At 64.0% G+C, this 14,103-nt stretch carries 11 protein-coding genes; 6 read left to right on the plus strand and 5 right to left on the minus strand.

The features are described 5' to 3' along the window. Positions 1-7 precede the first annotated feature (7 nt). Positions 8-1,396: a Si-specific NAD(P)(+) transhydrogenase gene (gene sthA / locus EJ078_RS01390; RefSeq protein WP_127216644.1), complete on the minus strand. Its 1,389-nt coding sequence runs from the start codon at positions 1,394-1,396 to the stop codon at positions 8-10. Between the two features lie 200 nt (positions 1,397-1,596). Here sthA and EJ078_RS01395 point away from each other — a divergent pair, with 200 nt between their 5' ends. From EJ078_RS01395 to EJ078_RS01405, 3 genes are all read left to right on the plus strand, one after another. Further along, positions 1,597-2,067, plus strand: a complete 471-nt coding sequence (locus EJ078_RS01395) for an RDD family protein (RefSeq protein ID WP_127216643.1) — start codon at positions 1,597-1,599, stop codon at positions 2,065-2,067. 140 nt (positions 2,068-2,207) lie between these two features. Next, positions 2,208-2,972: an arginyltransferase gene (locus EJ078_RS01400; protein ID WP_095815147.1), complete on the plus strand. Its 765-nt coding sequence runs from the start codon at positions 2,208-2,210 to the stop codon at positions 2,970-2,972. Positions 2,973-3,092: 120 nt separating this feature from the next. After that, on the plus strand, positions 3,093-3,989 hold the full coding sequence (locus EJ078_RS01405; protein WP_127216642.1) for a DMT family transporter: 897 nt from the start codon (positions 3,093-3,095) through the stop codon (positions 3,987-3,989). Here the strand turns inward: EJ078_RS01405 and EJ078_RS01410 are convergent. Beyond that, a complete protein-coding gene (locus EJ078_RS01410; RefSeq protein ID WP_127216641.1) occupies positions 3,977-5,176 on the minus strand; it encodes an AI-2E family transporter in 1,200 nt (399 codons plus the stop codon). The two genes, EJ078_RS01405 and EJ078_RS01410, sit on opposite strands and share 13 nt — an antisense overlap. A gap of 243 nt (positions 5,177-5,419) precedes the next feature. Further along, positions 5,420-7,675, minus strand: a complete 2,256-nt coding sequence (gene parC, locus EJ078_RS01415; protein ID WP_127216640.1) for a DNA topoisomerase IV subunit A — start codon at positions 7,673-7,675, stop codon at positions 5,420-5,422. A 391-nt stretch (positions 7,676-8,066) separates the two neighbouring features. On the opposite strand from parC, the gene EJ078_RS01420 reads away from it, so the two are divergent. After that, entirely contained in the window at positions 8,067-9,257 is a 1,191-nt protein-coding gene (locus tag EJ078_RS01420) for a hypothetical protein (RefSeq protein ID WP_127404046.1), read from the plus strand. 310 nt (positions 9,258-9,567) lie between these two features. On the opposite strand, the gene aspS is transcribed toward EJ078_RS01420, so the two are convergent. Together aspS and EJ078_RS01430 are read right to left on the minus strand one after the other, a co-directional pair. Then, entirely contained in the window at positions 9,568-11,355 is a 1,788-nt protein-coding gene (aspS, locus tag EJ078_RS01425) for an aspartate--tRNA ligase (RefSeq protein WP_067329976.1), read from the minus strand. A gap of 118 nt (positions 11,356-11,473) precedes the next feature. After that, positions 11,474-11,941 carry a DeoR/GlpR family DNA-binding transcription regulator gene (locus EJ078_RS01430; protein ID WP_245457249.1) on the minus strand — a complete coding sequence of 156 codons (468 nt, stop codon included), beginning with the start codon at positions 11,939-11,941 and terminating at the stop codon, positions 11,474-11,476. Between EJ078_RS01430 and EJ078_RS01435 the strand changes: the two genes are divergently transcribed. Continuing rightward, the gene (locus EJ078_RS01435; RefSeq protein WP_245457251.1) at positions 11,933-12,706 is read left to right on the plus strand and encodes an MFS transporter; all 774 of its coding nucleotides are present in this window, start codon (positions 11,933-11,935) and stop codon (positions 12,704-12,706) included. The genes EJ078_RS01430 and EJ078_RS01435 overlap by 9 nt on opposite strands. A gap of 129 nt (positions 12,707-12,835) precedes the next feature. Then, a complete protein-coding gene (locus EJ078_RS01440) occupies positions 12,836-14,074 on the plus strand; it encodes an MFS transporter (RefSeq protein ID WP_127404112.1) in 1,239 nt (412 codons plus the stop codon). Positions 14,075-14,103 lie beyond the last annotated feature (29 nt).

Raw genomic sequence — 14,103 nt, forward strand, 5'->3', positions numbered from 1 at the left:
GCCAAGGCTAGCCCTGCCCCATCCGGTTCCAGGCATCCAGCCCGGCGATCTTGTAGGCTTCGGCCAGCGTCGGATAGTTGAAGGTGTTGTTGACGAAGAAGTCGACCGTGCCGCCGAGATTGATCACCGCCTGGCCGATATGGATGAGCTCGGTCGCACCCTCGCCGACGATATGGGCGCCGAGCAGGCGGCGCGTGTCGACCGAGAACAGGAGTTTCAGGAAACCTGAGTTGACGCCCATGATGTGGCCGCGCGAGGTTTCCCGGAAGCGCGCCACGCCGACCTCATAGGCGATCCCGCTCTCGCGCACCTGCTCCTCGGACTGGCCGACGGTGGAGATTTCCGGCACGGCGTAGATGCCGTAAGGAAACGTTTCCGGCGGCGGCGGCAGCGCCACGCCGAAGGCATGGCAGGCAGCCACCCTGCCCTGCTCCATCGAGGTCGAGGCCAGACTCGGAAAGCCGATGACGTCGCCGGTGGCATAGATATTGGGCGCGCTGGTCTGAAATGTCTGGGGATCGACCTTGATGCGGCCGCGGCTGTCGGCCTCGATGCCGACCATGTCGAGCCCGAGGCTGCCAAGATTGCCGCTGCGGCCTGCAGCGTAAAGCACGATTTCGGAGCGGATGGTGCGGCCGTCGGCAAGGGTCACTTCGGCATGATCGGGCTTGGAGGCGATTTCTTTTACCGTGCTGCCGAGGCGAATGGTCATGCCGCGGTCGCGCATCTGATGGATGAAGTCGTCGACGATTTCGCGATCGACGAAATCGAGGATGGTGTTGCGCGGCTCGACCAGCGTCACCGGCACGTCGAGCGCCGAAAAGATGGTCGCGTATTCGACGCCGATAACGCCGGCGCCGATGACGGTCAGCGTTCGCGGCAACCGGTTAAGTTCCAGCATCTCGTCGCTGTCGAAGACGCGTGTCTTGTCGAACGGCACGTCGCGCGGGCGGTGCGGCCTGGTGCCGACCGCGATCAGCGCATTGGCGAAACCGATCTCGCTGTAGTCGCCATTGTCGGTGGTCAGGCTGACCTTGTTGGCGCCGATGAACTTGGCCGTGGCCCGCGCGCTTTTGACCGCGTTGCGCATGAACTGATGCTGCAGCACCTCGACTTCGTGATCGAGCGTCTTGTGCAGGCGCTCGACGAGGTCGCTGACCGAAATATCCTGCTTGACCCGGTAGCCGCGCCCGTAGAAGCCGCGCTCGCGCCAGCCGGAGAGATTGAGCACGGTTTCGCGCAGCGTCTTGGATGGAATGGTGCCGGTGTGCACGGAGACGCCGCCGAGACGCCGGCCTCTATCGACGACCAAAACCGACTTGCCGAGCTTGGCCGACTGCACCGCGGCGCGGCGCCCGGAGGGGCCGCTGCCGATGACCAACATGTCGTAATCCATATTCCCCATCCCCTCGGCGTCTTGTTGCGCCGCAGCAGGCTAACGCGATCCGCGCCTGGAATTCAATCGCCGCAGCGCCGCTCGCCACAGCCTGCCGCGCCGGCGTCACGAGCAGTCCATCTTGATTCCGCCATCGGCTTTCACCATTTCAGAGGCGAATGGCCGAGACTTATTTCCGGCCTGTTGCGAGGGCATGACACATGAACACGCGCGGGCTGGACGGCGAGATTATCACCACAAGGCTCGAGGATACACGCGCCTACCGCGGCGTGCGCACCAGGCGCGTCTTCGCCTTCATCCTCGACTATTTCTTCGTGGCGCTGCTCACCATCCCCTTCGCCATATTGGTCGCCCTACTCGGGCTTTTGACCTTCGGCCTGGGCTGGGCCCTGTTCTCCGTCCTGCTTCCGGCGGTTGCCATCCTCTATATCTGGAACACGCTGGGCAGCCGCGACCAGGCCACAGCCGGCATGAAGATCATGGGCATCCGGCTTGAGAGGCTCGACGGCACGCGCATCGACGGCCTGACCGCCGTCGTGCATTCGGTGCTGTTCTGGGCCGGCAACGTCATCCTGACGCCGCTGGTGCTGCTGGTCACGCTGTTTTCCGATCGCAAGCGCACGCTGCACGACCTGCTTCTCGGCACCGTCGTCACCCGCACCGATAGCTGACGCTATGTGCGGCCGCCCTCGCCGCGCCGGTTGTGCTAGATTATGAACAGCTTGGGCCGGCCGAGACAGCACAATCCTGTTGAATTTTTCGCCGGCCGGGCCAAAGGTAGGGCGATTCGCAGGAGCGTGTCCAAGAATCGATGACGCAGCATCCGACCCAGTCGCCGCAGTTCTTCCTGACCGCGCCGTCCCCGTGCCCCTATCTGGAGGGCCAGTTCGAGCGCAAGGTGTTCACGCACCTTGTCGGCGACAAGGCGCCCGAGATGAACGATCTGCTCACTCAAGGCGGCTTCCGGCGTTCCCAGAACATCGCCTACCGACCGGCCTGCGAATCCTGCCGCGCCTGCGTTTCGGTGCGCATCCTGGCGCAGGAGTTCACCGCCAGCCGCAATATGCGCCGTGTCACCCAGCGCAATGCCGACCTCATCGGCGCCATGCACGACGCGCAGCCTTCCACCGAGCAATATTCGCTGTTTCGCGCCTATCTCGACGCGCGCCATCGCCGCGGCGGGATGTCCGACATGACAGTGCTCGACTATGCGATGATGGTCGAGGACACGCATGTCGACACCAAGATCATCGAATACCGGCGCCGCGGCCCCGACACCTTCATCACCGGCAAGGGCCAGGGTGAATTGATTGCGGTGGCGCTGACCGACAAGATGGCCGACGGCCTGTCGATGGTCTATTCCTACTTCAATCCCGATTTCGAGGACCGCTCGCTCGGCACCTTCATGATCCTCGATCACATCGCCCGCGCCAAGGCGATGGGACTGCCCCACGTCTATCTCGGCTACTGGGTCAACGGCTCGCGCAAGATGAGCTATAAGATGCGTTTCATGCCGCAGGAGCATCTCGGTCCGAAAGGCTGGGAACGCTACGACCACGAAGCGGTCATTCGCTGACGTTTTTCCAAAGCCCGTTCTTAAACTGTTTCAAGGGGCAGGAAGCTGGTGTTTCCGCCACTCGCTGGAAGAGTGCGCCATCGATCCAGCCGCCGCCTGCAAATCATTGCGAGACCAATCATGTCTTCCCACCACGACCATCAGAAAGGCCTGCTGATCACCGCGATCGGCGGCCTGGTGCTCACCTTCGACATTCCCCTGATCCGGCTCGCGGATGGCAGCCCGTGGACCATCATGGCGCTGCGGACCGGGACAACGCTCGTCGCCACCCTGTTGATTTGGGTCGTCTGGCGAGCGGTGCGCGGCAACGTGCCGAAGCTCATCCCCGGCTGGTCGGGCCTGGCGGCGGCGATCTGCTACGGCCTGACTTCGATCACCTTCGTCACCGCCGTCTATCATACCTCGACCGCCGACCTCGTCTTCATCCTGGCCTTCAACACCGTCTTCGCGGCGCTGCTCTCCTGGCTGTTCCTCAGAGAACGACCGCGGCTGAGCACCGTGATCGCAATGCTGGCGATGATCGTCGGCGTGCTGATCATCGTCGGCGGTTCGGTCGGCACCGGAAAACTGTTCGGCGATTTCATGGCGCTCTGCTCGGCTTTCTTCGTCGCACTCGCCATCACCATCTCGCGCGCCAGCGGCAAGGACATGGGCTTCACCGCGCTGGTCGGCGTCGTCTTTCCGCTGGCCCTCGCCGCATTCATGGTCTCGGGTGAAGGACTGCACGTCAACGCGCCGTGGTGGATCATCTTCAACGGCGCGGTGATCATGCCGATCTCGTTCTTCTGTCTCGCCGCCGGCCCGAAATATATTTCAGGGCCGGAGGTGGCGATGTTCTACGTTCTGGAGACGGTGCTCGCGCCTGTCTGGGTCTGGCTGGTCTTTGCCGAGGCTCCGACACGAAACAGCCTGATCGGCGGCGCGATCCTGATCGTGGCGCTGGTAGCCCACTCGCTCTGGCAATTGCACGAAGGCCGCAGGCGCCGCGAAGCCCTCGCCGTCGCCTACCCGGCCTGAATTTTCCTGGTCTCAGGCGCCGTCTCGATCCGTGGCGGCCCGTTCCCTTCTTCAGCGGCAGGTGGAAGCTCATCCATCAGCTCGACCTCGCGCAGCCATTCGCGCCAGATGGCGACGAGCAGCGCCATCAGTACAGGGCCTATGAAGAGGCCGAGGAAGCCCATCGTCTTGACGCCGCCGATCAGGCCGAAAAAGGTCGGCAGGAAAGGCAGCTTGATCGGCCCGCCGACCAGCTTCGGGCGCAGCGTCTTGTCGACGATGAAAAGCTCGACCGCGCCCCAGACGAACAGCGCAAGGCCCGCAAACAACTTGCCGCTGGCGGCGAGGTAGATCGACACCAGCGTGAAGGAGAGCGGCGCGCCGCCCGGGATCAGCGCCATGATGCCGGTAAGCGCCCCGAGCGTGACCGGCGACGGCACGCCGGCCAGCCAATAGGCGACGCCCAGCACCACGCCCTCGCCAATGGCGATGACGGTCATGCCGGTGACGGTCGATGAAATGGTGGCCGGCACGACGCGCGAGATGCGCTCCCAGCGCGTCGGCAAGATGCGCTCGCCGAGGCGATCGACCTGCGCCGCGAAGCCCTCGCCGTCGCGATAGGCAAAGAACAGCGCGATCAGCATGAAAAGCAGCGTGAGCAGCAGGCCGAAGGCGCTGCCGCCGGCGGCCAGCGCGCCGCGATAGATGGTGCCGATGTTGGAGCCGCTGACCATCTGGATCAATTCGCCGATGCCGCCGGGATGGCCGAGATTGGCCATCCACTGCTGGTTCAGCCATTCGCCGACGACCGGCATGGTGGCGATCCATTGCGGCGTGGCAGAGCCGTGGCGGTTGGTCTCGATCGCCCACACCACCCACTCGCGAAGCTCGTTGATGGCGTAAGTGCCGGCGAGCGCTATCGGCACCACCAGGAAGGTCAGGATGAACAGGATCGCGAGGGTCGCGGCGATCGTGCGGTTGCCGCCCACCCCGGCGAGCAGCCGGCGGTAGAGCGGCCAGCTGGCGAAGGCAATGACGAGCGCCGCCAGCACCGGGAACAGGAAGCCGTGAAAGAAATAGACGCCGGCGGCGACGATCAGCACCAGGAGCCAGCGCGCCGCCGACAGCGGCGGGATGACGGCAGCCCTCAGCGGCGCCGACAGACCGAACAGGCGCTGCCCTGGTTTCTGGATCTCAGCCCGCTTCAACGCGGCGGTTCTCCCCTGCCAGCTCCGATGGTTGCTTATGCACCATCATAGTGCAGCAATCGTGACGATAGTCCAAATGTTTGCGCCTAGCCTCCTCCTCTGTGAGAGATGGTGGATCGGCGCGTAGCGCCGAGATGGATAAGGGGTGTTCCAGCGGAGGTGTGAGACGTCTGTGTTCCCTGGAACACCCTCGTCCGTCGCCTTCGGCGACACCATTTCCCACAGGGGAGAAGGGGAGCCTCGCTACCCGAACTTGCCCGTCCTCGGGAAACCCTTCGGCACCATGCGACCGGCGGCTGCGCGGGCGCCGATCCACTCGGCCAATTCCTCGCGCGACTTGGTGAAGGTGCGGTCGGCCGAATCCTGCCAGGTCAGCCCCGCAGCAATCGTGAAGGTCTTAAGGTCCAGCACGCCGCCGTCCTTGTATTTCTGCAGGCGCACACCCTTGCCTCGCGCCATTTCCGGGATTTCGGACAGCGGGAAGATCAGCATCTTGCGATTCTCGCCGACGATGGCGAGATGGTCGCCGGCAACCGGAATGCAGCGTTTGGCCTCGTCCGGCGCTTTGACGTTCATCACCTGCTTGCCCTTGCGAGTGTTGGCGATCACCTCTTCCTCGGAGACGACGAAGCCGTTGGCGTCGTAGGAAACCAAGAGCAGCCTGCGCTTCGGGTCGTGGACAAAGGCGGTGACGATGTCCTGGTCGTTCTCCATGTCGACGATGATGCGGATCGGCTCGCCATGGCCGCGGCCGCCCGGCAGCCGATCGGCGCCGATGGTGTAGAACTTGCCGCCGGTGGTGAAGACCAGGATCTTGTCCGTCGTCTGCGCGTGGAAGGCGAGCTTCAGGCTGTCGCCTTCCTTGAAGGCAAGCTGCGAATAGTCGGTCAGGTGACCCTTCATCGCGCGGAGCCAGCCCTTTTCCGAAACCACGACGGTGACAGGCTCGCGCTCGATCATGGCGTGCGCGATATCGGTGAGGTCATGCTCGGGCGCGTCGGCGAACTGGGTGCGGCGTTTGCCGAGCTCGGTCTCCGGACCGAACTTCTTACGAACCTCAGCGACTTCCCACTTGATCGTCGCCCATTGCTTGGCGTCGGAGGCAAGCAATGCCTCGATCTGCTTCTTCTCCTCGGTAAGGCCGTCGAACTCCTTGCGGATTTCGATCTCTTCCAGCTTGCGCAGGGCGCGCAGCCGCATGTTGAGAATAGCCTCGGCCTGATTGTCGGTGAGCGACCAGCGGGCCATCATCACCTGCTTGGGCTCGTCTTCCTCGCGGATGATCCTGATCACCTCGTCGATGTTCAAATAGGCGATCAGATAGCCGGCCAGGATTTCCAGCCGCTTCTCGATCTCGCCCAGCCGATATCTCGAGCGGCGGATCAGCACGTCGCGGCGGTGATCGAGCCATTCCTTCAGCACGCCCTTCAGTGACAGGACGTTCGGCACCTTGCCGCGCGACAGCACGTTCATGTTGAGCGGGAAGCGGCTTTCGAGCTCGGTCAGCTTGAACAGCGATTCCATCAGGATGCCTGGATCGACGCTGCGGCTCTTCGGCGCCAGCACGATACGGATATCCTCGGCGCTTTCGTCGCGGACGTCCTCGAGCAGCGGCAGCTTGCGCGCCATCAGGAGCTCGGCGATCTTCTCGATCAGCCTGGCCTTCTGGACGCCATAGGGGATTTCCGTGACGACAATGCTCCAGGTGCCCCTGCCCTGGTCCTCCTGGCTCCATCTGGAGCGCACGCGGAAACCGCCGCGGCCGCTCTCATAGGCTTCGAGGATCGAGGCGCGGCTGTCGACGATGATGCCGCCGGTCGGGAAATCCGGCCCTTGGACGAAATCCATCAGCTTCGCCACCGGCGCGTCCGGATGCTCGATCAGATGAAGTGCCGCGTCGCAAAGCTCGGCGGCGTTGTGCGGCGGGATCGAGGTCGCCATGCCGACCGCAATGCCGGACGAGCCGTTGGCGAGCAGGTTCGGGAAGGCGCCGGGTAGAACGGAGGGTTCCTCGTCCTCCTCATTATAGGTCGGCCGGAAGTCGACGGCGTCCTCGGTGATGCCGGCAAGCAGCTCAGTCGCCACCTCCGTCATGCGCGCTTCGGTGTAGCGCATGGCGGCGGCGTTATCGCCGTCGATATTGCCGAAATTGCCCTGCCCGTCGACCAGCGGGTAGCGCATCGAGAATCCCTGCGCGAGCCGCACCAGCGCGTCGTAGATCGACTGGTCGCCATGCGGATGGAACTTACCCATCACCTCGCCGACGATGCGGGCGCATTTGGCGAAGCCCTGATCCGGGTTGAGCCGCAAGAGCCGCATGGCATGCATGATGCGGCGATGGACCGGCTTCAGTCCGTCCCGCACATCCGGCAGCGCCCGGTGCATGATGGTCGACAGCGCATAGGCCAGATAGCGCTTCTCGAGCGCTTCCTTCAGATCGACCGGTTCGATGTTGTCGCCGCCGCCATTGTCTTCAGGCGGCAAATGCCTTTTGCCCATGGATTTGGACTAGCCGAGCGGGTGATTCGCGGCAAGCGCCGGGTTGGCAGTCGGCGGATTCGTCGCAAATGGCGACGTTAAGGATTTCACGGAAGCGGCAAGTTGAACATTCCAGTTTGCCCATTCTGCAACCGGCCCCGGCAGCAAGCGGGCTAACCGGCCAACATCAATCTGTTACATGCGCCCTCTATCTGGGCAGGCAACGCGCCGGCGCAGGAGAGCCGCGGTCTTCATGACAAATTCACCGCATCATGCAAAGCGTGCCGGCCGGGTTTGCTTTTCATCGCCGTTTTCGACAAATGTGCCGGGAAACGCCTTGTTCCCGACCCGTTCGTCGCGGAATGGTGATGGAGTAGAATTCAAAAACACTTTTCAGGACAGGGAACTCGCCATGAAAATTCAACGCTCAATGCTCAAGAAACTGGCTTTTTCAACCATTCTGCTGGCCCTGCCGCTCAACACCGCCTTCGCCGCCGATCCGGCGGTGGCCGACCGCGTCAAGGCGGCCCTTGCCGCCCAGGGCGTCGACATTTCCTGGACCGGCGTCTCCGGCGACAATTCGAACGCGGTGCTGCAGGGCGTGTCCATCAAGCCGGCAGCCGAGAAGGAAGCCCTGCCGATCGGCGACGTGAAGCTGGAGGGCATCACCGAGGCCAATGGCGGCTTCGAGATCGCGACCGTCTCGAGCTCGGCATTCGAGCGCAGCCAGGACGGCGTGACGCTCAACCTCAGCCCCGTTGTCATTCACGGCATGAAGGTGCCGGCCGAAGGCAGCACCGACCCGCTCGGCTCGCTGATGATGTACAAGTCGGCCGAGCTCTCCAACATGACCGTCAAGGTCGGCGACAAGACGGCCTTCTCGATGGACGGGCTGGCCGTCCAGATCACCCCGCCGGCCGACGGCAAGGCGATGGACTTCACCGCCAACACGGAAAAGTTCAACGCCGACCTGACACTGGTCGAGGACCCGAAGTCCAAGGAAGCGATCCAAGCGCTCGGCTACCAGAATATCTCCGGTACGATCTCGATGGCCGGCACCTGGCAGCCCAGCGACGGCAAGATGGAGCTCTCGAAATACGACATCTCGGTCGAGAATGCCGGCACGCTCGGCATGACCCTCAATCTCGGCGGCTACACCCTCGACTTCATCAAGTCGATGCAGGAGATGCAAAAGAAGTTCGCCGCACAGCCGGAGGGTGCCGACAATTCCGCGCAGGGCATGGCCATGCTCGGCCTCTTGCAGCAGCTGTCCTTCAACGGCGCCTCGGTGCGCTTCGACGACGATTCGCTGACCGGCAAGGTGCTCGACTATGTCGGCAAGCAGCAGGGCATGTCCGGCAAGGACGTCGCCAACCAGGCCAAGGCGATCGTGCCGTTCGGCATGGCGCAGCTCAACAATCCCGAACTGACGGCCGAGGTATCGGCCGCGGTCAACAAGTTCCTCGACGACCCCAAGAGCCTAGAGATCTCGGCCGAACCGCCGGCGTCGGTGCCGTTCGCGCTGATCATGGCCGGCGCCATGTCCAACCCGCTCGACCTGCCGAAGACGCTGGGCGTGAAGGTCAAGGCGAACGAGGACTGATCGGGGGCGCCTCGCACCTGCCAGCATTATCCAACGGCGGTTCGGATGATCCGGATCGCCGTTTTCCTACGATCAGGGCCTGACCTCCTCGACGAAGGCGTTCGTCGCTCTTTACAAAGAGTATGTCGGACCACACCGGCCCGCCGTGACCCTCCTCGGGGTCTCGGGTTTGGCATTCCCGCAGCAATTGGTTGAAATCCGGGCGGTTGCCCACACGCTCTGACCCAATCCTTGAGAAAATGGCTCTGGGAGCGATGGCCAGCCGCCAATCGCTCCCGGGGCTACCATCGATTCAGGATGAGCCCCCGCGTCAGTCCTTCTTCGCGACGGCGACGCGCAGCGACAGCTCCCGAAGCTGCTGCGGGGTGGCCTCCGAAGGGGCGTTCATCAGCAGGTCATAGGCCTGCTGGTTCATCGGGAACATGGTCACCTCGCGCAGGTTCTTGGCGCCGACCAAAAGCATGACGATGCGGTCGATGCCGGCCGCCATGCCGCCATGCGGCGGCGCGCCATACTGGAAGGCGCGGTAGAGGCCGCCGAAGCGCTCCTCGACCGTCTGGCGATCGAGGCCGACCATCTCGAAGGCCTTGACCATGGTCTCCGGCAGGTGGTTGCGGATGCCGCCGGAAGCGATCTCGAAACCGTTGCAGACCATGTCGTATTGGAACGCCTTGATGCCCAGCGGCTCCTGACCGCCGAGCGCGTCGATGCCGCCCTGCGGCATGGAGAACGGATTGTGGGCGAAGTCGATCTTCTTCTCGTCCTCGTTCCATTCGAAGAACGGGAAGTCGACGATCCAGCAGAGCTCGAAGCGATCGCGGTCGACGAGGTTCAATTCCTCGCCGGCGCGGGTGCGCGCGGCGCCCGCGAAGGAAACGAACTTCTTCGGGTCGCCGGCGACGAAGAAGGCGGCATCGCCATCGGCAAGGCCAAGCTGCTGGCGCACCGCCTCGGTGCGTTCCTCACCGATGTTCTTGGCGATCGGTCCGGCGCCTTCGAGCTTGTCGCCCTCTTTGCGCCAGAAGATGTATCCGAGGCCTGGCTGGCCCTCGCCCTGCGCCCAGGAGTTCATGCGATCGCAGAAGGCGCGGCTGCCGCCGGTCTTGGCGGGGATAGCCCAGACTTCGGCCTTCGGATCGTTGGCCAGGATGTTGGCGAAGACCTTGAAGCCGGAATCGCGGAAATGATCCGAGACCGCCTGCATCTCGATCGGGTTGCGCAGGTCCGGCTTGTCGGTGCCGTAGGTCCGCATCGCCTCGTCGAAGGGAATGCGGCGGAATTGCTGAGTCACCGGCTTGCCGGCGGCAAAGGTCTCGAAGACGCCGCGAAGCACCGGCTCCATGGTGGAGAGCACGTCATCCTGCTCGACGAAGCTCATCTCGAGGTCGAGCTGGTAGAACTCGCCGGGCAGGCGGTCGGCGCGCGGATCCTCGTCACGGAAGCAGGGCGCGATCTGGAAGTAGCGGTCGAAGCCGGAGACCATGATCAGCTGCTTGTACTGCTGCGGCGCCTGCGGCAGGGCATAGAAGGTGCCGGGATGGATGCGCGACGGCACCAGGAAGTCGCGCGCGCCTTCGGGCGACGACGCGGTCAGGATCGGCGTCGAGAATTCGGTGAAACCGACCTCGCCCATGCGCTTGCGCATCTCGGCGATGATCTTGGTGCGCGCAACGATGTTCCTGTGCAGCGTCTCGCGGCGCAGGTCGAGGAAGCGGTATTTCAGGCGGATGTCCTCGGGGTATTCAGGCTCGCCGAACACCGGCAGCGGCAGCTCCTTGGCCGCCGAGAGCACTTCGATCTCGCGCGCGAAAATCTCGATCTCGCCAGTCGGCAAATTGGCGTTGACGGTCTCCGGCAGGCGCGCCTTGACCTCGCCGTCGATGCGGATCACCCATTCGCCGCGCACCGTCTCGGCGACCTTGAAGGCCGGCGAGTCCGGGTCGGCGACGATCTGGGTCAGGCCGTAATGGTCGCGCAGATCGATGAAGAGCAGCCCGCCATGGTCGCGCACGCGATGCACCCAGCCGGACAGGCGGACCGAATTGCCGACGTCGGTCTTTCTCAATTGGGCACAGGTGTGGCTGCGGTAACGATGCATTGTCATTGGTGGAGTCCGGAATTGCGGGCGAAAGCCCGGCTGGAAAATTGGCGCGAAAAGCGCATGAGAGGCCGGCTTTGTCAAGGCAAGCGGTCACACGCAGGCGCGGTGCCCCAGGTCAGACAAAGTGGATTTCGGCACCCAGGCGCTCGAAATCGGCAAGGATGGGTGAAGGCGCCGTCTTGTCCACCACCAGATGGCTTATCGCGTCGGGCGCGGCGACGCGATAAGGCGCCGCGGTGGCGAGCTTGTCGTTGGTGACGACGATCACGATGCCGGCGCTATTCCCGGCCATGGCGCGCTTGACCTCCGCTTCCGCCGAATCAAAGGCGGTGACGCCACGCGAGGCATCGAGGCCGCAGGAGCCAAGGAAGAACAGATCGGCGCCAAGCTGCGCCACGGCGGCCAGCGTATCGCCGCCGACACAGGTGCCGAGGTCGCGGACATACCTGCCGCCCAGCACAAACAGCTCGACCAGGGGCAGATCGGCGAGTGCCGATGCGACGCCCGGCGAATTGGTAGCGACCGTCAGCTCTGGAGCGCGGGCTTCTTCGGCGCCGGGCTGTTCGGCGGCGCCATGGCGCATCTCGGCCTGTCGCCGCAGTTGCATCTGGCGCTGGTGGTGCCGATGGTGACCATTGCAACGGCCCTGTTTCTCGGCGGCTTCGAGCCGGCGCCCGCCCGCTTCGCCAACTCCGGCGACAAGGCGCCGATGTTCGCGCGGCCGACATTGCCGATCCTGGTCCTGGTCGCCGTGACGCTTTCGGCGATGCTCCTCGAAGGCGCCAGCATCGACTGGTCGGCGATCTACATGCGCACCGCCTTCGACTCCGGCCCCTTCGTCACCGGCTTGACCGTGGCGCTGTTTGCCTTCTCGCAGGCAACCACACGCTTTTTCGCCGACTCCTTCGTCGACCGCCACTCGCCAAGCGGGGTCGCGCGCGTGCTCTTGGCAGCGATGGCGGCCGGCGTGCTCATCGTCTTCTTCTCGCCGCTGCCGGCCGTTTCGATGCTTGGCTTTGCCCTGTTGGGCATTGGCAGCAGCGCCCTCTTCCCGCTGGCGATCTCCGCCGCCGCGCAACGGACGGATCGCCCGGCGGCGATCAACGTCGCGGCGCTCTCACAGATTTCCTTCATCGCTTTCCTGCTCGGCCCGCCGCTGCTCGGCTTCGTATCGGACCATTGGGGCATCCGCTCCGCCTATGGCATCGGCATCCCCTTCATCGTGCTCAGCCTGCTGACGCTAGGTTCACTTGGCCGGAGGCCGGCCGCGGAGAACATCCATGCGTTTCCGGGCGAGACACCTGCTACGGTCGAGCTGGAGATAGAAATATGGGCCGGCAAGGCTTAGGACACCCCTACCCCAATTGGCAGCCCATCTCCTCGGCCGGGTGCAAGGATGTGAAGTTGCATTTGCCGCTGGCGTTGACAGGATCTATGGTCCAAGAAGAGGTCACAGATCCGTGATTGCCTCTCTTTAATGTCGTCCATCCGTCCGCTTATTCCGCTCCTGATTGCCGCAGGCATCCTGCTTGGCGGCAATGGGCTGCAGGGAACGCTGATTGCCTTGCGCGGGGCGCAGGAAGGCTTTTCCGCTTCCGATATCGGCCTGATGGGCACGTTCTATTTCGCCGGTTTCCTGCTCGGCTGCCTAGCCGTCACGCGTATCCTGAAGGCGGTCGGCCACGTCCGGACTTTTGCCGCGCTGGCCGCGATCGCCTCGGTCGGTACGCTGCTTCTGGTGCTCGTCATCGACCCCGTCATGTGGTGCGCGGTGCGCTTTGCCGGCGGCTTCTGCTTTGCCGGCCTGTTCACCGTCATGGAAGCCTGGCTGAATTCCGGCGTCGGCAACAAGGACCGCGCGCGGATGCTCGCCATATATCGCATGGTCGACATCGGCTCGGTTACCGGCGCGCAATTCCTGATTCCGATCTTCGGCGCCGGCGGTTTCGCCATCTTCGCCGTCATGTCGATGATGATCACCTTTTCGCTGGTGCCGGTCTCGCTCGGGGACCGCTCGAACCCGGCGCCTCCGGAAGACGTCAAGCTCGACCTGCCGCGCGTCTGGCGGATCTCGCCGCTCGGCTCGATCGGCTGCATCGCCGTCGGCGTCACAAACAGCGCCTTTCGCACGCTGTCGCCGGTCTATGCCGAGGAGATCGGCATGTCGGTTGCCGATGTCGTGACCTTCGTCAGCGTCGGCATTTTTGGAGGCGCCCTCATCCAATATCCGCTTGGCTATCTCTCCGACCGCCGAGACCGCCGCTCGGTGCTGCTGGCGACGACGTGCTGCGCCATGCTTGCCGCGCTGGCGCTGGCCTTCGTGGCGCGCGCCGACCCGTTCCTCAACTTCATCATCGTTTTCATCTTCGGCAGCTTCGCCATGCCGCTCTATTCACTATCGGCCGCGCATGCCAACGACCGGGCCGGCAAAGGCGAATTCGTGCTGATCAACGCGGCGCTGATGCTGTTCTACTCCTTCGGCGCGATCGGCGGTCCGATTGCGGCCTCGGCGGTGATGCAACATTTCGGGCCGAGCGCGCTGTTCGTTTTCAACGCCGTCGTCTATGCCGTTCTCATCATTGTGATCCTCTACCGCATGCAGGTGCGGTCGAGTGTGCCGGCCGGCAGCCGTAGCCGCTTCACCGCGCTTTTGCGCACGTCGACGCTGTTCGCGCGGCTGGCGCGGCGGGGCGGCGATTCCGACAAGCAGGACTAGAGCGTTTCAGCGTTTCGCGGAAACGCCGA

This window comes from Mesorhizobium sp. M1A.F.Ca.IN.022.06.1.1, from assembly GCF_003952605.1.
In the GTDB taxonomy this organism is placed as follows: domain Bacteria; phylum Pseudomonadota; class Alphaproteobacteria; order Rhizobiales; family Rhizobiaceae; genus Mesorhizobium.